The 24,255-nt window shown below is 33.5% G+C and carries 21 protein-coding genes and 1 tRNA gene; 7 read left to right on the top strand and 15 right to left on the bottom strand.

Annotated elements, in window-relative coordinates; genetic code table 11:
- Positions 1 to 131: 131 nt before the first annotated feature.
- Positions 132 to 1,643: a hypothetical protein gene (locus PQ462_RS17255; RefSeq protein ID WP_274253729.1), complete on the bottom strand. Its 1,512-nt coding sequence runs from the start codon at positions 1,641 to 1,643 to the stop codon at positions 132 to 134.
- Positions 1,644 to 1,942: 299 nt separating this feature from the next.
- Between PQ462_RS17255 and PQ462_RS17250 the strand changes: the two genes are divergently transcribed.
- From PQ462_RS17250 to PQ462_RS17235, 4 genes are all read left to right on the top strand, one after another.
- The gene (locus PQ462_RS17250) at positions 1,943 to 2,374 is read left to right on the top strand and encodes a PaaI family thioesterase (protein ID WP_012026684.1); all 432 of its coding nucleotides are present in this window, start codon (positions 1,943 to 1,945) and stop codon (positions 2,372 to 2,374) included.
- Positions 2,375 to 2,377: 3 nt separating this feature from the next.
- Positions 2,378 to 3,442, top strand: a complete 1,065-nt coding sequence (locus PQ462_RS17245; protein ID WP_274250927.1) for a chorismate-binding protein — start codon at positions 2,378 to 2,380, stop codon at positions 3,440 to 3,442.
- Between the two features lie 89 nt (positions 3,443 to 3,531).
- Positions 3,532 to 4,248, top strand: a complete 717-nt coding sequence (gene bshB1 / locus PQ462_RS17240; protein WP_121360525.1) for a bacillithiol biosynthesis deacetylase BshB1 — start codon at positions 3,532 to 3,534, stop codon at positions 4,246 to 4,248.
- A gap of 68 nt (positions 4,249 to 4,316) precedes the next feature.
- Positions 4,317 to 4,390 (top strand) — tRNA-His (locus PQ462_RS17235).
- Between the two features lie 144 nt (positions 4,391 to 4,534).
- Here PQ462_RS17235 and ypfJ read toward each other — a convergent pair.
- The 8 genes from ypfJ to PQ462_RS17195 all read right to left on the bottom strand — a co-directional run bounded on the left by ypfJ (position 4,535) and on the right by PQ462_RS17195 (position 16,471).
- Complete coding sequence (gene ypfJ / locus PQ462_RS17230; protein WP_274250926.1) at positions 4,535 to 5,380, bottom strand: KPN_02809 family neutral zinc metallopeptidase; 846 nt, start codon at positions 5,378 to 5,380, stop codon at positions 4,535 to 4,537.
- A gap of 93 nt (positions 5,381 to 5,473) precedes the next feature.
- Positions 5,474 to 9,526, bottom strand: a complete 4,053-nt coding sequence (locus PQ462_RS17225) for a PAS domain S-box protein (protein WP_274250925.1) — start codon at positions 9,524 to 9,526, stop codon at positions 5,474 to 5,476.
- A 96-nt stretch (positions 9,527 to 9,622) separates the two neighbouring features.
- On the bottom strand, positions 9,623 to 10,417 hold the full coding sequence (locus PQ462_RS17220; RefSeq protein WP_274250924.1) for a hypothetical protein: 795 nt from the start codon (positions 10,415 to 10,417) through the stop codon (positions 9,623 to 9,625).
- A gap of 121 nt (positions 10,418 to 10,538) precedes the next feature.
- Positions 10,539 to 11,867, bottom strand: coding sequence for an aldehyde dehydrogenase (locus PQ462_RS17215; RefSeq protein ID WP_274250923.1), 1,329 nt, complete (start codon positions 11,865 to 11,867; stop codon positions 10,539 to 10,541).
- Positions 11,868 to 11,943: 76 nt separating this feature from the next.
- Complete coding sequence (locus tag PQ462_RS17210) at positions 11,944 to 12,633, bottom strand: RluA family pseudouridine synthase (protein WP_274250922.1); 690 nt, start codon at positions 12,631 to 12,633, stop codon at positions 11,944 to 11,946.
- A 240-nt stretch (positions 12,634 to 12,873) separates the two neighbouring features.
- Complete coding sequence (gene panB, locus PQ462_RS17205; protein WP_121360529.1) at positions 12,874 to 13,692, bottom strand: 3-methyl-2-oxobutanoate hydroxymethyltransferase; 819 nt, start codon at positions 13,690 to 13,692, stop codon at positions 12,874 to 12,876.
- Between the two features lie 50 nt (positions 13,693 to 13,742).
- Positions 13,743 to 14,939 (bottom strand): SH3 domain-containing protein, encoded by a 1,197-nt coding sequence (locus PQ462_RS17200; protein ID WP_274250921.1) that lies wholly within the window; start codon positions 14,937 to 14,939, stop codon positions 13,743 to 13,745.
- Between the two features lie 104 nt (positions 14,940 to 15,043).
- Complete coding sequence (locus PQ462_RS17195; RefSeq protein ID WP_012026674.1) at positions 15,044 to 16,471, bottom strand: L-serine ammonia-lyase; 1,428 nt, start codon at positions 16,469 to 16,471, stop codon at positions 15,044 to 15,046.
- A gap of 319 nt (positions 16,472 to 16,790) precedes the next feature.
- Between PQ462_RS17195 and PQ462_RS17190 the strand changes: the two genes are divergently transcribed.
- From PQ462_RS17190 to PQ462_RS17180, 3 genes are read left to right on the top strand one after another with little or no spacing between them, the layout of a single operon-like run.
- Positions 16,791 to 18,938 (top strand): cation:proton antiporter, encoded by a 2,148-nt coding sequence (locus tag PQ462_RS17190; RefSeq protein ID WP_012026673.1) that lies wholly within the window; start codon positions 16,791 to 16,793, stop codon positions 18,936 to 18,938.
- A gap of 25 nt (positions 18,939 to 18,963) precedes the next feature.
- Positions 18,964 to 19,707, top strand: coding sequence for a DUF2625 domain-containing protein (locus tag PQ462_RS17185; protein WP_274250920.1), 744 nt, complete (start codon positions 18,964 to 18,966; stop codon positions 19,705 to 19,707).
- Positions 19,708 to 19,727: 20 nt separating this feature from the next.
- On the top strand, positions 19,728 to 20,093 hold the full coding sequence (locus tag PQ462_RS17180) for a glyoxalase (protein WP_121360533.1): 366 nt from the start codon (positions 19,728 to 19,730) through the stop codon (positions 20,091 to 20,093).
- A 39-nt stretch (positions 20,094 to 20,132) separates the two neighbouring features.
- On the opposite strand, the gene PQ462_RS17175 is transcribed toward PQ462_RS17180, so the two are convergent.
- The 6 genes from PQ462_RS17175 to PQ462_RS17150 all read right to left on the bottom strand — a co-directional run bounded on the left by PQ462_RS17175 (position 20,133) and on the right by PQ462_RS17150 (position 24,194).
- Complete coding sequence (locus PQ462_RS17175) at positions 20,133 to 20,816, bottom strand: 2'-5' RNA ligase family protein (RefSeq protein WP_274250919.1); 684 nt, start codon at positions 20,814 to 20,816, stop codon at positions 20,133 to 20,135.
- Between the two features lie 6 nt (positions 20,817 to 20,822).
- A complete protein-coding gene (locus tag PQ462_RS17170) occupies positions 20,823 to 21,191 on the bottom strand; it encodes an iron chaperone (protein WP_012026669.1) in 369 nt (122 codons plus the stop codon).
- 68 nt (positions 21,192 to 21,259) lie between these two features.
- Entirely contained in the window at positions 21,260 to 21,727 is a 468-nt protein-coding gene (locus PQ462_RS17165; RefSeq protein ID WP_121360535.1) for an SRPBCC family protein, read from the bottom strand.
- Positions 21,728 to 21,818: 91 nt separating this feature from the next.
- Positions 21,819 to 22,400, bottom strand: a complete 582-nt coding sequence (locus PQ462_RS17160; protein WP_274250918.1) for a TIGR00730 family Rossman fold protein — start codon at positions 22,398 to 22,400, stop codon at positions 21,819 to 21,821.
- 96 nt (positions 22,401 to 22,496) lie between these two features.
- Entirely contained in the window at positions 22,497 to 23,015 is a 519-nt protein-coding gene (locus PQ462_RS17155) for a GNAT family N-acetyltransferase (protein WP_274250917.1), read from the bottom strand.
- Positions 23,016 to 23,069: 54 nt separating this feature from the next.
- A complete protein-coding gene (locus PQ462_RS17150; RefSeq protein WP_274250916.1) occupies positions 23,070 to 24,194 on the bottom strand; it encodes a lactonase family protein in 1,125 nt (374 codons plus the stop codon).
- Positions 24,195 to 24,255 lie beyond the last annotated feature (61 nt).

Raw genomic sequence — 24,255 nt, 5'->3', positions numbered from 1 at the left:
GACAAGATTACAGTTTTAAAGAAAAAAACATGTTAAGTGATGATTATGTTTATGTTTTAAACATAAAATGCAGACTATGAAAACAAAGTCTTTGCTGACAATTTCAAAATAACGTATATAAACTTTTAATTTTATTTAGAAGGGAAGTCTTTACTCTGATATGCACCCAAATCCGGAGGTGAAGTTCTTGTGATTCCTAAAATATCCAATGGAATTATATAAGCCTGATTTCCTTTCGCGAAAGCGGCAGAAGTTTTATCAATATTCAATTGGTTTTTAGAAACATTATAATATTTCGGATTTTCATTTAGAATAATATTGTTATAATGTTCTGTATCGGTTTTAAATTGATAATCAGCATTTGTAGTAGTGCCAAATCTTAGCAGACAGTTGTTAAGCTGATATACAAATGCAGTATTTGCACTTTTTTCTAAATTAAATTCGTTGGTGCTTGAACCATAAATAATACAATTATTGAAAGCTGCATTTGTAAGCGGATTGGTTTCTGGAACTGCTCCAGATAAACGATTACTTAAGTTAACGGCAAAATGAGAACTATTTGACCAGTTGTTATTAAAAGTACAATGCGTAAAAGTATAATTACCGCCATAAACACAAGATAAACTGGCAATTCCGGCATAATTTATAACGATATTTTCGCCGTTAATCTGTGTGTTTTGAGCTAAAATTCCGTATTCGACACAATTGTAAATCTGTGTGTTTTTAATTTCAACGGTATTAACAGGATTTTTAAAATCTAACCCAATAAAAGCATTTTTTAAAGTTAAATGATTGATCGAATGATTTGTACTTCCGTTAGAAAAAATAACAGAATTCCATTGTCCGGGAATAGCAGAATAAAGAGATTCTAAACGATCGCCTTCAAAAATAACTTCGTTTTCGAGTTTTTCGGTTGTTGAAGTTTTTCCGTTTATTTCCAGAGAGGCTTTATCACCGACATATAAACCTGAATTAGCATGAAAATGAACTCGTGCTCCGGCTTCAAAAATTACGGTTTTATTTTCCGGTACTCCGGCGTATCCATAAATCACATACGGTTTTTGATTGGTAAAAATCAATTCGTTTCCGTTTTCCGGATCATTTTCGTTAAGATAAAATCCGTCAACATCTTTTCCTTCAATCTGGATTTTTTCCTTCGTTCCGTCGGCATTTTGTTTTGGAAATAAAAAAACGGCGTCCTGAATTAAAGTTACCAAAGCAACTTCCTGAAGATTCGCACCGCTGTCAAACTGAATTTCATCAGTATATAAAAAATCAGTTGAATTAGCGTCAGTGATGTCAGCTGTAGTTTCTATAAAAATGTACAAGCTGTCTTTTGCTAAAAGCGTTACATCTTTAAAAATTTTTCCGTTGTTGCCGCTCATTCCGTCAACCGTCATTCGGTATTTAGAACTTAGACCTTTTTTAAGCTGTATAATTGGAATCGAAATATCGTCTTTACTTCGGTTATAGACTTTTAATTGATAGGTGCTTGAACCAATATTTTTAAAAACGGTATCTAAATAAACGGTATCTCTCGAAAACTTTAAATCTCCGGAACTGGCTACAGTATCAAAATCAGTTCTGCAAGAACTGAAAACTAAAATTAAACCCAGAACCAAGATTGTAAAGTATTGACGCATTTGAATTTGTTTATTTTTTGCCACAGATTAATAGTATTGAAATGATTTTTTTCGCTGCGAATTCTACAAATTAAATTGAAATAAAATTCGCGAAAATCCCTGTAATTAACGGTTGTATTTTTAAAATCCTTTAAATCTGTGTAATCTGTGGCAAAAAAATCAGCCAAAGATTGATTTTGATTGTTTTTGTAAAAATAGCAAAAAACTGACAAGTTTATAAATGATTTTTAATTTTAGAATCTGATTTTTCGATTTGTGTCTTATCTTTCTTTAATTTTACGATTTTAAAGTTTATTTGAATGAATTATACAAAAGAGCAGATTTTAGCGCGCTGTAATGAGTTTTCTAAAAACACATTAATGGAAACGCTGAAAATTGAATATATCGACGCAGGCGAAGATTTTTTAACTGCAAAAATGCCTGTAAATCCAAGTGTTCACCAGCCAATGGGATTACTGCACGGAGGCGCTTCTGTTGCTTTGGCAGAAAGTGTGGGCAGTGCAGCTTCTTTCTTTTTTATCAATCCAAAAGAACAGGAAGTAAGAGGAATCGAAATCTCGGCAAATCATTTAAAAAGTATTCGCGAAGGTTATGTTTTTGGTACAGCCAGAATTATCCATAAAGGAAGAAGCCTTCATCTTTGGGAAATCAAAATTACAGATGAAGAAGGAAATCTGGTTTCGCTTTGTAAACTGACGAATATGGTTTTAGACAGAAAGAAAAGTGAATAAATTATGAATCCATTTTTCTTAAAATTTAAAAATCATAAAGAACAAAACTTACCTTTTGTACTTTATTCAAAACCCAATTCTGGAGATCTTATTGGTTTTTTACAAAAAAATGATACTTTACATCAAGTTGCAGATTATACAGAGAAAGGATTTGTTTTTGCTTCTTTTGATGAAAAACAGCTTGTTTTAATTCCGGAGAACGAATCGGAAATTATTACTTCACAAAAAGAAATCACTGCATTTGAATCTTTTGAAACAGATGATTTAAATTTAGATGCTGCAGCTAAAACGCAATACGAAAGTTTAGTTGCAAAAGGAGTTGAGGCTATTAAAAATGAAGAGTTTAAAAAAGTAGTTTTATCAAGAAGCGAAAAAGTCAATTTAGCTGAATTTGATTTTATTGAAACCTTTCAGCATTTGATTCAAATTTATCCTGCTACTTTCTGTTATTGCTTTTTTCATCCAAAAGTAGGATTATGGATGGGAGCAACGCCTGAAAAACTTTTAAAGGCAAACGGAAATGTTTTTGAAACCATGGCTTTGGCCGGAACACAAAAAGATAATTCTGAAACTGAAATAGTCTGGCAGCAAAAAGAAAAAGACGAACAGCAGTTTGTAACTGATTTTATTGTAAAAAGACTGAGAGAATTTACGGCTTCGGTAGTAGTTTCTGAACCGTACAGTTTAAAAGCTGGTTCTATCTGGCATATTAAAACGGATATTTCGGGAGTTTTAAAAGAGAATTCAACTTTAGAAGAAGTTATTGATACGCTTCATCCAACTCCTGCTGTGGGCGGACTTCCAAAGAAAAAAGCAAAAGCGTTTATTATCGAAAACGAGAATTATGATAGAACTTTTTATACCGGATTTCTGGGTGAATTAAACAGCAGTTTTACTGGAAATACTGTTAGCTCTGATTTATTCGTAAATTTACGAAGCATGCAGATTCTGGATAAAACAGCCATTTTGTACATGGGATGCGGCATAACTAAAGAAAGTATTCCCGAAAAAGAATGGGAGGAAAGCGTCAATAAATCGATGACGATGAAAAGAGTTTTGAAGAAATAGTTTATAAATTGTTTCAAGTTTTAGGTTTCAAGTTTCACGTTCTGTTGGCAACTTGAAACCTGAAACTTGAAACCTGAAACAAAAAATAAATGAAATTAGATATATTAGCCTTTGGCGCACATCCGGATGATGTAGAATTAGGTTGCGCCGGAACAATTTTAAAAGAAGTTTCCCTTGGGAAAAAAGTAGGTATTGTAGATTTAACCCGCGGGGAACTAGGAACGCGAGGCACAGCAGAAATCAGAGATGAGGAAGCAAAAGATGCCGCAAAGATTCTGGGAGTTCTTGTGCGCGAAAATCTGGCAATGCGTGATGGATTTTTCGCTAATGATGAAAAACATCAATTAGAAGTCATAAAAATGATTCGAAAATACAAACCTGAAATTGTATTATGCAACGCAATTGATGACCGTCATATCGATCATGGTAAAGGAAGCAGATTAGTTTCTGATGCTTGTTTCCTGTCTGGCTTAATGAAAATCGAAACTTCAATCGACGGGGAGAATCAGGAAGCCTGGAGACCAAAAGTTGTATACCATTATATTCAGTGGAAAAATATTACTCCAGACTTTGTGGTTGATATTACTGGGTTTGAAGAAAAGAAAATTGAAGCGATTATGGCATATAAAACCCAATTTTATGATCCAAATTCAAAAGAACCATCTACGCCAATTACAAGTAAAAACTTCTTTGAGAGCTTAAATTATCGTGCGCAGGACTTAGGAAGACTTGTTGGGAAAGATTTTGCAGAAGGTTTTACAGTTGAAAGGTGTTTGGCAGTCAACAGCTTAGAAAATTTATTGTAATTTTTTCATTTTTTTCTTTGTAGAACTCAACCTTTGTTATATATTTGCACTCGCTAAGCAAAAAAATGGTGGTTGTAGCTCAGCTGGTTAGAGTAGCGGTTTGTGGTGCCGCGGGTCGCCGGTTCGAACCCGGTCAGCCACCCAGATTTAAAGCCTTGAAGAAATTCAAGGCTTTTTTTGTGCATTTAATTTTTTTGAACGATTGTCTGGTCGCTAAGAGGAAATAAAAAAAGCATGACGGTTAAATCATGCTTTTCGCGGTTATTATAATTTGGTTTATGTATTATCAGATTTCCTCAAAAGTAGTTCCTTGTTTAATATCTCCGGTTTTGAAGCCTTTTTTAAACCAGTACATTCTTTGTTCAGATGTTCCGTGAGTAAAAGAGTCCGGAACAATTTGTCCCTGCATTTTACTTTGTATAGCATCATCACCAACAGCATTTGCTGCACTTAATGCTTCTTCGATATCACCTTCATCTAAATTTTTCTCGTTATAATGTGCCCAGACTCCGGCATAAAAATCGGCTTGTAATTCTAAAGCAACCGAAAGTTTATTCGCTGCAGCCTGACTTTTTCCTTCCTGGTCTCTGTGCATTTTGGCAGATGTTCCTAAAAGTGTCTGCACATGATGACCAATTTCGTGTGCGATTACATAGGCAATTGCAAAATCGCCTCCTTTTGCACCAAATTTTGTTTTAAGTTCTTCAAAGAAACCCAAATCCATGTATACTTTTTGATCTGCGGGACAATAAAAAGGTCCGGATGCAGATGAAGCACCACCGCAGGAAGTTTGAACAGAGCCTCTAAAAAGCACCAATTTTGGGTTTTTATAGGTCATTCCATGCTCTGCAAATATTTTTCCCCAAATGTCTTCATTATCGGCCAGAACAACTTTTACAAATTGTCCCATTTCTTCATCTTCTTTACTCAATGGAGCAGCAGCTTCAGTTTGTGTTTGTCCGCCTTGCATCTGCTCCAAAATTGGTGCTATCTGCTGGCCGGTTTCGCCTCCAAAAACATTTAGTAATAAAATGATAATTCCAATAATACCACCTCCAACAGCAACTTTTCCGCCAGAAATCGATCTTCGGTCTTCTACGTTATCACTTTGTCTTCTGCCTTGCCATTTCATAGTATATTCTTTTTAAGCTTTTTATGTTTTTTATTGTACGAATTTATGTAATTTTTAGGAAAAACTTATAATTAAACGAGAATTTAGTTTGAATTATTTCAGCCATTTCTCTAAAGTTTCCTCTACAGTCCCTTTCATGATAGGTTTTGAAATATAATCATCCATTCCGGCTGATATGCATTTATTTCGTTCTTCTTTTTCGGCACCTGCTGTTACTGCAATTATGGGGATATTTTTACCGCTTATAGTATTTCTGATAGCCTTTGTAGTTTCGTATCCGTTCATAATTGGCATTTGTATATCCATAAAAACTAGATTCGGATTAATGCTCTCAAATTGTTTTACTGCTTCGTAACCGTTTTCACATTCAAATATAAAAGCATTTTGATATAGATTTTTTACAATTGTTTTTAAAAGCAGCATATTAACCTTATTGTCTTCTACAATTAAAAAGCGTATGCTTTTACTGCTGGCTTCGTTTTTATCTAAATCAGATGCTGAGCTGATGCCTTTAAGTTCGCTGTTGTATTTTTCGTTAATGCTTTGATTGCTGGTTTTTAAATTTAAATCGAAGAAAAAGTTACTTCCTTCGCCAATTGTGCTTTCCAGCTGTAATCGGCTTTCCATTAATGCTAAAAGCTGGTTGGATATAGTTAAGCCTAAACCGGTTCCTCCAAATTTTCTCGTTGTAGAGCTGTCTGCCTGCGAAAAAGCTTTAAAAATTTTCTTTTGGTTTTTTTCCATAATACCAATTCCGGTATCAATTACAGAAAAACGGATGGTGCAAAAGTTGTTTTTTGTTTTTGATAAAACCGAAACATTCAGTTTTATAGAGCCTTCGTTGGTAAATTTTACTGCGTTTGAAAGCAGGTTTATCAAAATTTGTTTAATCCTTACAATATCTGTCCAAATGTATTTTGGAACATCATGATCTACATTGAGTTCTAACTGCAGATTTTTTTGATTGGATTCGAAAACAATTAAATCAAATACCTGACCCAATACTTTTTTAATATCATATAAATCGATAAAAAGCTCCAGTTTTCCGGCTTCGATTTTAGAGAAATCCAAAATATCATTGATGATTTCAAGCAGCGAATGTGCCGATTGATTAATTGTCGTCATGTATTTTTCCTGAATTTCTTCAAGTTCAGTTTTCATCAATAAATGCGTAAAACCTATAATACCATTGAGCGGTGTTCTAATTTCATGCGACATATTGGCCAGAAAATCAGATTTAGATTTGTTTGCCGCTTCTGCTAATTGTTTGGCTTTAATAGCGTCTTCGGTTTCTTTTTTATTGGTAATATCAAAATAAATACCGCCCACAAACTCAATTTCGTCGCCTTTTTTAATTACGTCTCCAAATTCTTCAACCCAGATATATTCGCCGGTTTTTCGTTTAATTCGGTAAATATTATGCAGAGGCATTCCGTTTTGAAGATTATCAATTTGATTATTAATAACTTCATCGCGGTCATCATGATGTATTAGTGATAAAAATGATAGATTATTTTCTATAAATTCAACTTTAGAATAGCCTGTAAGATTTTGAATCTCATCATTTAAAAAGATTTTGGTAGAAAAAGCATCAAATTTTGACAAATAGACTGTTCCCGGAATATTGTTGGCGATTAACTTGAATTTTTCTTCGCTTTCAATAATTTTAGATTCGTTTCTGTTTCTTTCTAATGCAGATGAAATATTATTGGCTAAAACCTGAAAAATATAAATTTCTTCTTCCAGCCATTTTCTTTCTTCAGAACAATCATCAAAACCAATAAATCCGGTAAATATATCGTTTATATAAAGCGGAAGTATTAAAATAGATTTGATCTCATTGTTGATTAATAATTGTTTAAAAAACGAATCTTCGAGTTTTCGGGTAAAAGTGTTTACAATTCGTTTGTTTTTTGCTGCTTCAAAAACCTCTTTTAAATTGTCTTCGGTCATATGGCGCAAAGGCGTTATCTGATGCGTTATGCCTTGTCTGGACCATTTGTATTTTTGAGTTACGGTATTGGTAGAAAAATCTCTTTCATAATAAAACATATGATCTGCTTTTGAAGCTTTTCCAATTATATCATATGTTTCCTGAAACATCTGTTGTGTCGATTTGCTTAGTAAAAACTTTTCTGTACAAAGAGAAAGTGCCGAGAGAAGTTGACTTTTAAATTCTAATCGTCGTTCTGTTTCTAATCGCATCTGCATCGAAATGGCGAGTGAAATCACATCAGAAATCGTTCTGGCATAGTTAATATCTTCGTTATCCCAATCTCTCTGCTCTTCTGTGCTTTCAAAACAAACCACGCCGGCTAATTGTCCGCTTAAAAAAACCGGAACATCCAGCATCGATTTGATATGATTTTTTGTAAAGTAAAGCTTTTGAAATTCAGAAGTTTCTAATTTGTTAAAAACATCAGGCGCATTTATTATCGCTTTGTTTTTTAAGGTTTCAAAATAGATAGGATATGATTCTTCGTCTAAGATGTTTTTATCTGTTACGTTTTGGTTGTCAATGCTGTATAAGTTTTTACAGCTGATTAAATCTTTATTGTATTTCCAAAAACTAACCCTGTTGGATTTACTTACTGTAGAAGCTTCTTTTATGATATAATCGATAACGGTGTTTAAATTATCGTAAGTGCTAAAATCTGTGGTCGATAATTTTTTGGTAGAATTGTTATAAGCTTCAATCTTTTCAAGACGTCTTTTTTTCTCGTTTTCGGCATTTTTTATTTCGGTAATATCCCTTGCAATACCTGCAAAACCAATTGTTTGTCCTAAATCATTTTTGCGGATGATGATTTTTTGCGAAATCCAGAGTTCGAGCCCGTTTTTCTTTACAATAGGAAGTTCAATAATAGGAAATTTATAACCGTTGTTTTCAAAATTTTCATAAAAATCGACCGCACTCATCGAATAATTTTCATGAATAAAATTGGAGTAATGTTTTCCAACTATTTCATTTTCTGAATAACCTAAAACAGAATAAGCAAATTCATTTATAAAGGTAAAATGCCCATCGGCATCGACTTCAAAAATAATGTCTGTTGCCGTTTGAATTAAGTTTTTGTATTGGTCCTGAACAAGAATTTGTTCTGTAACATCCTGGCCTATACTAATAATGAGATCATCAGAAAACTTTTTGTCTTTCCATTGAATGTATTTATACTCTCCGTTTTTGCTTTTTAATTTTCGGGTATAAGTTTTGTTTTCATGATGATGGATGGGGTGGATATTGGCATTGTATTTATCACCTTTTGTAAGCTTCCAGAAATTTAATCCCATGACTTCTTCGGGATAATATCCCAGAATTGGCTTTACGGTTTCACTGCAAAATAAAATTTCTCCCTTTTGATCTGTGGCAATTGTTAATGAATTTCCTTTATGTACAATTTCATTTGCAAATCTAAAATTGTCCCTGTTGTTTAATAATACGGCATATTTAACTTGGTTGATGATGAAAATTAATATGCAGAAATTAATTAATAAGATAGATGATTTTATTGGAATTACATGAAATGTTACCGTTAAAATCAGGAATGTAAATACGAGTGCCACGAAAAACCAATAAACTTTTATAGGCTTTAAGATGTTATAAGAAAAGAAAAACGAGATTAAAAAAACGATTATGGGAACTACATCATTGGAGAGAAAAATAATATTATAGCCTACATAACTGATGTAAATAAAAAAGCAAATAATAAAAATGCGCTGAATTCTGTCGCGGAGCCATTTTATTTTATCGGTTATGAGATAACATAAAAGTACCGAAATACCAATTGAAACATTTATTGCTAACAGGCTCTTTGGCCTGATTTTAAATATTTCGTTTATAATTTCGATTACAATAACAGCAATTCCAAAAAATAAAATATAAAGCTGGTATTCTCTCGCAACCGTTTCGGCTTCTTTCTTTTTTTCAATGAAATTACCAATTTTTGCCTTTATCCGAAAGAATTGGTAAACTAATAAAGATAAAAACCCTAGTAATGAGAATCCCAGAACAATGAGTTTAGGATTGTTGTAAAAAATAATATCTGAGCGGAAAACGTACCAGTTTGTCATAATTGATTTTAAGGTATTGCCAAAACCGGCAATACCTGAAACCAAGAAATTGAAAAAACTATAGTTTTCTACCATAGATTTTGGGGATGTTTTTGGTTTAGTAAATTATATTTTTAAAAACGCTGAATAAGAGTTGGTTAAGCTCTTGTTTTGTTTCAGAATTTTTCAGTTTTATTCTAAATCCGATCTTCCAATCGAGTCAATAGAATCCTGCTGTTCTTCTTCATTAAAAATTGAAAAGTAAGCAGAATAGGTTACTGACGAATTAAAAACTACCGTAAAGATTACCCCAATACAGCAGCCCACAAGTCCTACTAAAGATCCCAGAAATCCAACTATAAAAAGAAGGAAAATGGTAACTGGATTTTTACTTACCAAAACTAAACTTGATTTTATAGCGTCGACAGCATTTAAATTTCCAAAAACGATCAGCGGAATTGTAAAGTATGTGAAAAAATTGATAAATAATGAAACTCCAGTTCCTAAATAGCCTATGCCTAAACTTTCTGTAAAATAAGAAATGCCGTTAGTAACAATTCCAATAATAAAAGCAACCGAAAACAATTGAAGAAAATATGGCGAGCTATAATAAGTAAATATCGTTGAAACATTAAAAGTTTCATCTTTATCTGCACAATCAGCCATTTTTAAAAAACCGGCACCCAGCGGCGCAAATAAGGCCGTGACTGCAGCAATTGAAGCAGCAGTAATAATTTGCTGCACATAACTTAGATTTTCAATTTTAAAATTTTCTATAAAATTTTCAGACAAACTCTGCACGCCGTAAAAAGCTACAGCTAATCCCATAATTACAGCACCAGCCACTACCGAAAACACAAGAATTATAAGTCCGGAGTATAAGGCAATTTTTTTGTAATTCTCAACAGCGTAATTAAATACAGTAGAAAAGTCTATTGAATAGCCATCTTTTTTGATGTCTTCAATCTGGTCAAGTGTAGATTTCATTTTAAAGGTAAAGTTGTTTTATATTTTCCGTTTTATGATAATAATTGCTTGACGTAAATATAATATTTTTAATCAATTCCGTATAAAAATCTACAAAACATTACGAAATTGTTTTCGAATCTTAAATCCAGTCTAAAATTCGTTTAATTGAAGTTAATTTATCCTTGTAAGGTGCATATCTCATTGGTAAATCGAGCCAGTTGCCTTTTTTTACAATTGCTTTATGATGCGAAAAAGTATCAAAGCTCATTTGCCCGTGATAAGCTCCAATTCCGCTGTGGCCTACACCGCCAAAAGGCAGTCTTTTATTAGAAAAATGAACAACTGTATCGTTTATGCATCCGCCTCCAAAAGCGTAATTTGAGATTAATTTTTTTGTAAACGATTTATTTTCGCTAAAAATATAAAATGCGAGAGGTTTTTCGTACTTGCTGATTACGTTATGAATTTCTGCTTCGGTTTCGTAGGTGAGAATTGGTAAAATTGGACCAAAAATTTCCTCTTTCATAACCGGACTGTCTAAACTTGGTTCTTCGATTAAGGTAGGTGAAATATAAAGTTTGTCGTGATTGGTTTCTCCTCCAAAAATTACTTTTTCGCGCTCAATCATCTGATCCAGGCGAACCCAGTTTTTTGTGTTAATGATTCGGGCAAAATCAGGCGATTTGTCTATTTTCTTGCCATAAGCATTTACAATTTCTTCCATTAAAAAAGAAATGAAATTGACTTTCATATTCTTCTGAACCAAAATATAATCAGGAGCAATGCAGGTCTGCCCGGCATTTATGAATTTTCCCCAAACGATGCGTTTTGCCGCTAATTTTAAATTGGCCGTTTCATCAATAACACACGGATTTTTTCCGCCTAATTCTAATGTAACCGGAGTCAGGTTTTCGGCTGCGGCTTTTGCTATAATTTTTCCAACCGAAACACTTCCGGTAAAGAAAATATAATCCCAGCGTTCTGCCAGTAATTTATTTGAAACTTCAACACCGCCTTCAAAAACTTCCACATGACTGATGTGAAATGTTTTTTCAATTAATTTGGCAATAATAGAAGAGGTGTGAGGTGTAAGTTCTGAAGGTTTTAAAACTACTCGGTTTCCTGCAGCAACGGCAGCAATAAGCGGACACAAAGCAAGCTGAAAAGGATAATTCCAGGGAGCGATTACTAAAACATTTCCGTAAGGTTCTTTATAAATATAATCTGAAGAAGGAAAATTTAAAATAGAAGGGAGGACACGTTTTGGTTTTGCCCAGGAATTGATGTTTTTAATGGTATCTTTTAAATCCGAAATAACATAATTCGTTTCAGTTAGAACGGCTTCAAATTCAGGTTTTTTGAAGTCATCGTATAAAGCTTTTACAATTAGATCTTCATTTTTCTGAATGTTATATAATAACTTTTTCAGCGTTTCTTTTCGGTAACCAATGTCGTTTTTGAAGTCCATTTTGTGATCAGCTTGTTTTTTAGGATATGCAAGTTAATCGATAAAAATTAAAAAATTAACAATTTAATCATAAAAATCATACCGCATTCCAAATAGTTTCGTCTGGAACCGGGGCAATAATTGTGATATTTTCTTTTGAAACCGGATGAACAAAAACTAGTTTTCTGGCATGAAGGTGAATGCCTCCGTCTGGATTGCTTCGGTCTGCACCATACTTTAAATCGCCTTTTATTGGTGAACCAATTGCCGACAATTGCGCTCTAATTTGATGATGACGGCCTGTATGCAGATTGATTTCAAGAGCCGTATAATTTTGAAGTTCTTTGATGATTTTATAATCAAGACTTGCCAGTTTGCTGTCGGGAACTTCTTTTAAATGTGCTTTTGAAGTATTGTTTTTTTCGTTTCTTTTTAAATAATGAACCAGTTTGGCAGCAGCTTCAGCAGGTTTATTTTTTACAACAGCCCAATATGTTTTTTTCGTTTCACGATTGCTGAACAATTCATTCATTCGTGATAATGCTTTGCTCGTTCTCGCAAAAACCACAATTCCGGTTGTAGGACGATCTAAACGGTGAATTACACCCAGAAAAACATCGCCGGGTTTATTGTATTTGTCTTTTATGTATTCCTTTACAATATCAGATAAAGGTTTATCACCCGTTTTATCACCTTGTACAATATCGCCAACACGCTTATTAACCACAATAATGTGATTGTCTTCGTGAAGTATTTGCAGGTTATTTTTATCTGAAAGGATTTTCATAATTGGACTGGCTTAGATTTTAGACTGGCTTAGATTTTTAGATTTTAGATTTCTGATTGTAGATTGAAAAAAGTTTGGCTAAAGCCTTTCGTGAACTTAAAAATATACCCCCAGCTAAAGCTGAGGGCTATTAAGTTTTGTTCAATTTAAAAAGCCTTTGAACCTTTGTCACTTTGGATCTTTGTCTATAAGAAAAAATCTCAGAACCTTAGTAACTTAGAACCTTAGCATCTTTAAAAATTAATATTGCTCACTAGCATTAGGGAAATCGCTTGATTTTACATCAGCAGCATATTGACCTATTGCTTTAGTCATTTCTTCGTATAAGTTTAAATAACGACGTAAGAAACGCGGACTGAATTCATTATTCATTCCTAACATATCGTGAATAACTAAAACTTGTCCGTCTACAGCACCGCCGGCACCAATTCCGATAACTGGGATTGAAATACTTTCGGCTACTTTTTTAGCTAAATCAGCTGGGATTTTTTCAAGAACAACTCCAAAACATCCTACTTTTTCAAGCATTTGAGCATCTTCAATAAGTTTTTCAGCTTCTTGTTCTTCTTTTGCACGAACGCTGTAAGTTCCAAATTTATAGATAGACTGAGGTGTTAAACCTAAGTGGCCCATAACCGGAATTCCTGCGTTTAATATTTTTTTGATTGATTCTTTAATTTCTTTTCCGCCTTCTAATTTCACAGCGTGAGCGCCGCTTTCTTTCATGATTCTGATAGCAGAACGCAAAGCCTCTTTAGGATCTGACTGGTAACTTCCAAAAGGAAGATCAACCACAACCAAACCTCTCTCTACAGCGCGAACTACAGAAGAAGCGTGATAAATCATTTGATCTAAGGTAATTGGAAGAGTCGTTTCGTGACCCGCCATAACATTTGAAGCAGAATCTCCCACCAAAATTACATCGACTCCTGCGGTATCAACAATTTTAGCCATTGTGTAATCATACGCCGTAAGCATAGAGATTTTTTCTCCATTGCTTTTCATTTCAATTAATGACTTTGTTGTGATTCTTTTATAATCTTTTTTTGCTGTTGACATTTTAATTTTTTTTGATAATGTAAAAGTATTGAATAATTGTAAAAGGGGAATCAGCAATAAAAGAATATTTCGACAGAAAAAAGCTTTCCGTCTTTAAAAACTAATCTAAACTGGCTGTCTTCCATTATGATAGAATAATTATGCGGTGATTTAAGCGAAGCTTCGATATCGGTTCCATATTTTTCAATGAAAGCTTTTTCGGACACCGAATTATCTAAAATTATGTTTGGGTTTATAATGAATTTATTGTTTTCGTTGATGTAAACTTTTACAATTTCGGCTTGGTTTTTCTTTTCGTCAACAGAAACTTCTAAATCTGGATAGTAATAAAATAAATCACTTAAATAAATACCGCATTCGTCACCAACATTAGCTTTTTTAGCTGGTTTACCGAATGTTTTTACCAATTCAGTCTGTGATAAATACAAAGATTTTGTTTTAGTTCCTTTTAAGCTGAATTCTGCTTTTTTTGTAAAAGCAATAATTTGTTCCGGTAGTTTATGTTTTGCTAAACCTTTGGCAAGAGCCATATTCATTTCAGTTTCAGCGATTAATTTTGGATCGTTAATTTGTTTCACTACTTCGTAGTATCTTTGGTATGCAGGTTCCAGTTTAGAGTATTCGCTGTTCCATGCCAATTCTACAATTCTTTCGCTTAGAGTTTTTCGTTCTGAAACTGCATTTACATCAAGTTTATCAAAATCTTTAATAAGCGTTTCGAAATTAGGTCTTAGACCAATAAATTTTCTTAACGTATATCTCGCATATTCTTCGTCAAAATTACCGTTTATGTTTACCCAGTCATCTTCATTTACAGGAACATAATCTACAGCAACGGGATCTCCGGCAAATAAAATTTCTTTAATTTTTGAGTTTTTATCCGGCAGTGCTCTGGCTTTTAGCCCAGCCACAAGAACAAACAAATGATTACCGCCATAATAAGCATCACCGCCTTCTAAAATAGGATTTTCAGGATCTTTTGTTTTTACATCTTTTGCATTTAATCTGGTTGCAGCAAATTTTTCCTGAATATATCCTTCATTAAAATTATCTGCCTGAACTTTATACCATCCGTTTTGACTTTCAGATAACAATCGGACTTCTGCTCCGTATCTAAAATACCCTAGAAAAGCAGAAGAAGTATTGGGTGAAGTATAAAGTCTTGTATCTGAATTTAGAAAATAACGTTCCTGAGAATGCAATAAAACGGTACAGAATAATGCAATTAAGAAGTAGATTTTTTTCATGAAGTGTTTTGTTTTTGTTTCAGCCACAGATTAAAAAGATTTTTCAGAAGATTCGATTTTAAATAAATCGGTAAAATTCTTTTAATCTGCGGCAAAAATATATTTTAGCAATCTGCCATGTTTACAGCCACGGCAAGACCTCCTTCAGAAGTTTCTTTGTATTTAGAATTCATATCTTTTGCGGTTTCCCACATTGTATTGATAACTTTGTCTAAAGGTACTTTTGCGTTTTTAGAATCAGTTTCAAGCGCCAGTTCAGCTGCATTAATAGCTTTTATGGCACCCATAGTATTTCTTTCAATACACGGAATTTGAACTAAACCGCCAATAGGATCACAGGTTAAACCTAAATGATGTTCCATTGCAATTTCGGCAGCCATTAAAACCTGAGCAGGAGTACCGCCCATTAATTCGCATAGTGCCGCTGCTGCCATAGATGACGAAACACCAATTTCGGCCTGACAACCGCCCATTGCAGCAGAAATTGTTGATCCTTTTTTAAAGATGCTGCCAATTTCCCCGGCAACCATTAAAAATTGTTTGATTTCTTTTTCTCCGGCATCATGGTTTTCAATTACCATATAATACATTAAAACGGCCGGAATAACGCCTGCGCTTCCGTTAGTCGGCGCCGTTACAACTCGTCCTAAAGAAGCATTTACTTCATTTACGGCAAGAGCAAAACAGCTTACCCATTTTAAAATCTGACGGAATTTAACTTCGGTTTTTCTAATTTCTTCCAGCCACGATTGGGGATCGTTGTAATTTGATAAACCAATTAAATTTTGGTGCATATCAAAAGCTCGTCTGCGAACGTGTAAGCCGCCCGGAAGAATTCCTCCGGTATGACAGCCAATATACATACATTCAAGCATAGTATTCCAGATACGCATTAATTCTGAATGGATTTCTTCTTCAGAACGCATTGATTTTTCGTTTTCATACACAATTTCAGAAATCGATTTGTTTTCAGAAATTGTATAATTTAAAAGTTCAACCGCATTTTGAATAGGAAACGGAAATGCACATTTTATAACTTCTTTTATCTTGGCATTTTCGCGTTCTTCTTTCACAACAAAACCACCGCCTATAGAGTAAAATGTTGATTCGTATTCTGAATCATCATTTTTATAAGCCGTAAATTTTAATCCGTTAGCATGGAAAGGAAGAAAATCTTTATTGAAAACAATATCCTGCAGAAAATAAAACGGAATTTTAAATTCATTTGCAAGATTGATTTCGTTTGTGTCTTCGATTGTTTTGATAATTCCGGCAATATTCTCAACCGGAATATATTCAGGATCCTGACCACTTAAACCAAGCATAACCGATAAATCTGTAGCATGACCTTTTCCGGTTAACGAAAGTGATCCGTATAAATCGACTTTTACTCGTTTAATCTGGTCTAAAATCGACTCGCTTTTTAACTCTTCGAGAAAGCGTTCGGCAGCTCTCCACGGACCCAAAGTATGTGAGCTTGAAGGGCCAACGCCAATTTTAAGCATATCAAAAACAGAGATACATTCTTCCATTGTTCAATTTTTGTTAAGACAAAGATAATTGAATAATGCAATGATGGTTTAGTTTTGATTGTTAATCTTGCATATTTGTTAAAAAAAATATTAAATTTTAATAATTCGGCAACTAAATAAATTTAATTGTTTAATATGCGGTTTTCGTTTAAAGTTTGTGTTTTTTCGGTATTTTTGTAAGGATTCAAATGGGTAAATCTGTAATTTCTTTTGATTCTTCAGACTTATCTGTTTGTGTTAACTTCAAGGATTTCGTTTTAATGCTGTAAATGTCTTTTTACGAAAAATTTAGAATACCACAAGAAGATAAAATTACATTATGATAGAATTTTTCAAGCATTTTTTACACGAATTCGAACTCCCTCTCAACAACCCGGTATTGATTTTTTCGTTAATACTTTTCATTATTCTGCTGTCGCCCATTTTACTTAAAAAAATAAATATTCCCGGAATCATTGGTTTAATTATTTCTGGTGTTATCATAGGTCCTCATGGATTAAATATACTGGCAAAAAATTCTGCTGTAGATTTATTCTCGACAATTGGGCTTTTGTATATTATGTTTATTGCAGGTCTTGAATTGGATATGAACGAATTTAAAGCCAATAGAAACAAAAGTTTATTATTTGGTTTTTTTACATTCATTTTACCGCTCTCAATAGGTTTTCCGGTTTGTTTTTACTTACTGAAATACGATTTTAACGCTAGTTTTTTAACAGCAAGTATGTTTGCAACGCATACTTTGGTTGCGTACCCAATTGTTAGTAAACTAGGAATTGCAAAAAATCAGGCTGTAGCTATTACGGTTGGCGGAACAATTTTAACTGATACTGCCGTTTTAATCATTCTGGCCGTAATTATGGGAAGCGCTCAGGGAAGTTTAAACCAGGCGTTTTGGATTAAGTTAGGTGTATCTCTGGCAATTTTCTCAGCCATTATGTTTTTGGTTATTCCAAGAATTGCCAAATGGTTTTTCAAGAAACTGGAAAGTGAAAAACACGCCCACTATATTTTTGTTCTCTCAGTGGTTTTCTTTGCGGCATTTTTAGCCGAAGTAGCAGGAGTAGAGCCTATTATTGGAGCATTCGTTGCCGGTTTGGCATTAAATCCTTTAATTCCGCATTCATCAGCTTTGATGAATAGAATTGAGTTTATTGGAAACGCTTTGTTTATTCCCTTTTTCCTGATTTCGGTTGGAATGCTGGTTGATATCAGTGTAATTTTAAGCGGGCCTACAGCTTTAATCGTTGCCGGAACGTTGAGTGTTGTGGCTATTTTTGGAAAATGGATTGCAGCATTTTTTACACAGGTCGTTTTTAAATATACTAAAACCGAAAGACAGCTTATTTTTGGGTTGAGCAGTGCGCACGCGGCCGCAACTCTGGCTGTAATTTTAGTAGGTTTTAAAGCCAAAATTCTAGATGAAAATATATTAAACGGAACCATTATTTTAATTCTGATAACGTGTATTGTAGCTTCTTTTGCTACAGAAAAGGCGGCTAAAAAAATTGCAATCTGTGAAGAAGAAGTTTCTCATGAAGATGCTGGTAAAAATCAAATTCTAGATGAACATATTTTGATTCCGCTGGCAAAAACTTCGGCGACAGCTAGTTTATTAGATTTTGCACTTTTAATTAAAGATAAAAAATCATCAAATCCGGTTACGCTTTTAACGATTGTACCCAATAACGATCAGGCCGAAAAGAACATTTTAAAATATAAAAAAGCAGTTGATAAATTCGTAATTCAGGCTTCTGCTTCTGAAGTAAAAATAAACACAATTGCCAGAATCGATCATAATCCAGCAAGTGGAATCGCTAGGACTTCCAAAGAAATTATGTCGGATATTGTAATTGTGGGCTGGCCTAGAAAAACCGGTTTTATCGATAAAATCTTTGGAGAAAATGTAGATTCTATAATTAATAATGTAGATAAAAGTTTATTTATCTGCAGGTTTCAGAGAACTTTTATAGAAGAAAAAAGACTGGTATTTATATGTCCGCCATTTTCAGAAAGAGGAGTTGGTTTTCAGGTATTATTACAGAAAATTTCTAGATTATCTCAGGAATTAAGTATTCCTATTGTAATTTATGCAGAATATAAAACGCATCAAACAATTCAGCAAATTGCGAATAATCTTCGATTGAATACTAAACTAGGATTTAAGAGCGTTATAGAGTGGGATGATTTTGAATCTATTTCAGATGAAATCCGCCAAACAGATTTAATCGTTTTTAATTTATCCCGAAAAGGGTCAGTTTCCTATCATTCAATCTTTGACAGGCTGCCTCAGAAATTTGAAAAATTCTTCAACGATAATAACATTATACTAGTTTATCCTCACGACGATCGAAAAGAAAGTGCCATGGATGCTTATGAAGATTTTACGGCTACGCCGTTAACTAAAAGTCTGGAAGCAATTGAGCAGATTGGTCGTGGTTTAGGAAGCATCTTAAAAAAAAGCTAGTATAAATAATTATCAGCATTAATAAATGAGACTAAAGTTTCCGTTAATAGTATTAACATTTTTAAGCTTTGCAGCGAATGCACAAAACAAAATGAAAAAAGTTGAAGAACTTATAGACAAAGCCGATCCGGGCTGGACTCTGGTTGAAGATTGGATTAAAACCGCACAAAATAAAGTAGAGATTCTACCTGCTGATGCTGCGAAAGCAAAAGAGGCTTTGTATAAGACACAAGTTACAACCCGTTCGTCAATGGGAGCGGTCGTTTTTAATACCGGCGGACTTTTAATTGATGACGGATGGATTAGGATTTTGGGTTCGGGAAATTCAAAATTTGACCGTACTCTTCCGGATTGGAACAAAGGAAAAACGTTTACTGAATTTGGTGAAGCACCACCGTATTTATTAATTGCAGATGATGCTATTGGCGGTTTTTATCTTTTAAATGGAGGCGGACTAGGAACAGACATTGGCAAAGTTTATTATTTTTCTCCGGATAATTTAGAATATGAACCACTTGATGTTACGTATTCTGAGTTTTTAGGTTTTTGTTTTAATAATGACTTGGATAAGTTTTATGAAGGAAACAGATGGAACGGCTGGCGAGAAGAAGTCTCGAAACTAAAAGGCGATGAAGTGTTTAATTTCTATCCTTTTTTATGGACAGCCGAAGGAAGTGATATTAATAAAAATTCAAGAAAAATTATTCCCGTTCAGGAACAATACGGCTTGAATATCGATTTAAGAAAACAGCTTGGGTTTGAAAAGTAATTTCTAATAAGTAGTATAAAATGAACCATAATATCAAATCAATACGACCTTTTATTGGATCTCTGGATTTTGAGATCTCCAGAAGTTTTTATCGTGAATTAGGGTTTGAAGAAATAGTTTTAGAATCTAATTTTTCTGTTTTTAAATCTGGTGAAACGGCTTTTTATCTTCAGGATTATTACGATAAAAACTGGATCGAAAATACTATGATTTTTGTAGAAGTTGATGATGTTGAACGTTATTACAATGAACTTCTGGCTTTAAATCTTCCTGAAAAATATAAAGGAGCAAAGTTAACTCCAATACGATATTTAGACTGGGGAAGCGAATGTTTTCTGCACGATCCTTCTGGTGTTTTATGGCATTTTGGAGTGTTTAAAAAATAAAGGGCAGATTTAATTGAATTAAAGAACCCCGATTATAAATTATCTCAAACAAAATTCGCCCAGAACTTTTGTATTGCTTTTACGCTGATACCAGTCATTGTAAACCAATTCTAAGCTTTTTACATTAAATTCTCCAAAATCGTAATCCCGATATTTTTCAGTGATTTGTATTAATTTTTCTGGATCAAGAAGTTTTTCCTGAAAACGCATTACTGTAGCATGAGCAGTAGAAATTGTATATCTGCTGTCGATGCTTTGCTGCAATTGAGAGTTTTTAAAATCCTCGCGAAGTTTATTTCGTAAATTATTTAAGGTTTCATCGGTTGGAAAACCCTGAATCATAATTGCCGAAGGCGAAGCGGTAATTCCTTTAAACTGAATTGTAATTTTATCTACATCAACCAGACTTTTACAGATAAGCTGAATATAATCGTTTGGAGAAATATGGTTTAAATTAAAATTTTCTGAACAGGAAATAATCGACATTATGGTAATATGAATATCAGAATCTGGATAATAATATTGTTCTGGTTCAATTTTCTTTAATTCGTTTAATAAGACCTGGATATTCGCTTTTATTTCATCGATTGGACGAATGAGCAGAGTAATGCCAAATCGGGAATCAGATTCGTTTTTAATTTCAGAATCAATTGAATATTTTCCTGTCAAAATACTTTTTGAAGAAGTTGTATATAGTTGACTATAATGTTCAGTTAAATTCATTTATTATTATTTCTTTTTTGCTTTTTGAAGATTTTCCTGAACTCTAAATTTTACAATTTTTGTAATTAAATCGTAAGGCATAGGCTGGTTTAAAGGAAACTGAACAGAACCTTTTCCTGATTTGTATTTTGAAAGTTCTGCCGCAAAAGCTTCGTGGCCGCTTGGCAGTGCATACAAACCAATATGGTTTTTAAAAGCGGCAAAATAGACTACAATTCCGTTTTGGTCAAAAGCCGGCATCGAATAACTTATTTTCTCTTTGGCTTCTGGCGCAGCTTTTTGGATTGTCATTCGAACTTTCTCTAAAATTTCCTGAACATCATTTGGAAATCCTCCAATGTATTCGTCGATATTTTCGGGTTTTTTCGTTTCCATGAGTTTTGTTTTTTTGTTTCGGTTTCAGGTTTCAAGTTGAAACTAAAAAACTTGAAACCTAAAACTTTTTAAGCCAATCCTTTCGGAAAACGATCCAGAACTAAATTTAACTGCAATTGATGTTCTAAATACGCTTTTGCTCCGGCTAAAACTAATGTAAAACCTTCTGTAGAGTTACGAACCTGATCGATGATTTTATCTGAATCGCCATGAAAGCCTGAATTGGTTATGCTTACAAAAGTTTCGTTTTCGTCTAAGGGAGTAAAAACCCATTCTACCAAAGTAGTTTCATCTGGATTTCCCCATTCTATGACAATTTTTTTATTTTCCTGCAAAACCAATGTTGTAACCGAGAGCGAAAAACCATACATTTCCCAAGTCCATTCGGTTTTTTGATTTTCTTCTAGTTTACCCGAACCTTTTGTAAACCAAAATTTACGAGTGATTTCGGGATTTATAAAAGCCTGAAAAACTTCTGAAACAGGCTTTCTTATCAGCATTTCGGCCTTTGCATATTTGTTGTTTTCTGTTTTCATTTTTTTATAATTAAATATTATTTGTAGAAAGAAGGAAATGTAAAGATAATTCTAAATTTTTACTTTAACTTTTGATTTACAGAATTGTAAGTTATGATTTTTCTTTGTCAATCCATTTTCCAACCGTTGGCGGAATGTAATTTTTCATTTTATTCAATAAATCCTCAATGTTATCGCTTACTAAAACCATTGAAGCGTTTACGTCTTTCAATAAACCTTTTTCAACCATAACTTTAAGAAGTTCAATAAGTGCATCATAAAATCCGTCGATGTTTAAAATGGCAATAGGTTTTTTATGAAGACCTAATTGTGCCCATGTAAGCATTTCAAAAAGCTCTTCTAGAGTTCCAAAACCTCCGGGAAGTGCAATTACACCGTCACATAAATCATTCATTTTGGTTTTGCGTTCGTGCATGCTTTCAACCAAAATTAATTCGGTTAAACCTAAATGTGCTATTTCTTTTGATCTTAAAAAATTAGGAAGCACACCAATTACTTTTCCTCCTGCATTTAAGGCTCCGTCTGCAACAGCGCCCATTAAACCTACGTTTGCGCCTCCATAAACTAATTCTATATCTTGTTCGGCAAGCGTTTTTCCCAAAGCTATTGCCTGTTCTTCATAAATTTTTTCAGTGCCAAAACTTGAAGCACAAAAAACGGTTATTCTTTTCATTTTTGTTTTTTTTTTATTATTTTGAGAAGTAAGAAGCAAGAGGTAAGATAATTTAGAAAGTCAAATCTTTCCTCTTGCTTCTTATTTCAAGTCTCATTATTTCTTCAATTCATATTCAAAGTACGGCGTATCAACACCATTTACCTTAAATAGGATATCATTGATTTTTTCTGCTCCAAGTTTTGAAACGGCTTTCTGTGAACGGAAATTTTCTGCCCCAACATGAAAAAGCACCGAATTAACGTGTTGAAAAGCATAATCAATCATTAATTTTTTGTTTGCTTTGTTATATGGTCCGCCCCAATATTTTCTGGTTATAAAAGTATAGCCAATTGCAACACTTGATTTTTCGGGATTGTAATCGTAAAAACTGGTTGTTCCCATTATTTCATTGGTTTGTTTATCGAGAATTAAGAACGAACCTTTTGTAATTATGATATCAAAAAAAGTTTTGAAAGCCTCTCTTTCATGTCGGTTTTTTACAGGATTCTGTTCCCAAATCAGCGGATCAGAAGCAGCTTCAAATAATGCTTCAAAATCTTTTTCCTTTAACGGGATTAGTTTTGTGAGTTCATTTTCTAAAACTTCAGGCTGTAAATTGAAATTTGATATCATGATTTTTGGTTTTTCTGTTAGTTTTTTGTCTGCAGATTAATGAATTTGGGGTCTTTAAATCTTTTTGATCTGAACGCATGAAACATTCTCCATTTTAATCTGTTTTCCTGTTTTTTTCAATAAACCGGTTTTCGAATCTCTCTTAAAAACAATTACATTTCCGGTTAAAACATTCGATGCAGCCAAAAATTTTCCGCTTTCGTCTATTGCAAAAATTCTAGGATGTTTTCCTAAAGTAGACTGGTAACCAATGTTTTTTAGCAGTCCCTTTTCATCAATAGAGAAAATAGCAATATTGTTTTCTTTTCCACGATTTGTGGCATACAGAAATTTTCCGTCTGGAGAAATATGAATGTCAGAACTTTCAAAACCTTCTTTTATTTTATCTGGATGTGAAGCAATACGCTGAATTTTATTTAAAATGCCATTTTCATAATTATACACGCTTATCTGCCCCGCCATTTCTTCAATACAATAACCCCATTTTTGATTAGGATGAAAAGTAAAATGTCTTGGTCCGGCTTCTAAATCTGTTTTTGTAAATGGGTTTTGGGTTTCAATTAAAGGTTTTTTCTGAGAAGCATCAAAAGCATAACAACGAATTTTATCTGCACCTAAATCGGGTAAAAACAAATAATCGCATTGCGGAGAAAATACTGCCGAATGTACGTGAGATCTTGTCTGCCTGTCTTTGTTTACGCTTCCGTCTGTATATTGAAAGTTCTGCGCAATTGAATCTATTTTTCCATTTTCTAAAAGAGGATAAACCGAAACGCTTCCTTCTGTATAATTTGCATTTGCCAGCCATTTACCGTTTTTGTGAACACTTACATATACCGGATTTTCTCCGCCGCTTCTCTGGCTGTTTAAAAATGTCAGTGTTTTATTTTCGGGATTAAACTCAAAACTGCTCACGCTTCCTGCATTAGGTGTTTTAGTATCTGTACAGGCATACACATATTTTCCGTTTGGAGAAATCGTTAAATAGGACGGATTTATAATGTTTTTTGCTGCCGTTACTTTTGTAAGCTTTCCGTTTAATGTATCCAATTGATATATCTGGATTGCTTCTGCAGTTTTATCGCGGTTATACGATCCCAAAAAGACATAAGTGTTTTGTGAGAAAGCATTAAATGTTACTAAAAAGGTTAGCAGTAAGAATTTTATTTTGAGTTTCATTTTTTGGGTTTCAAGTTTCAGGTTTCAGGTTTCAAGTTTGAGGTTCCAATTATAATTCATA

Source organism: Flavobacterium sp. KACC 22758 (genome assembly GCF_028736135.1).
GTDB lineage: Bacteria > Bacteroidota > Bacteroidia > Flavobacteriales > Flavobacteriaceae > Flavobacterium > Flavobacterium johnsoniae.
The sequence above is the reverse complement of the archived record's forward strand: the minus strand, read 5'-3'. Positions and strand labels throughout refer to the sequence as shown.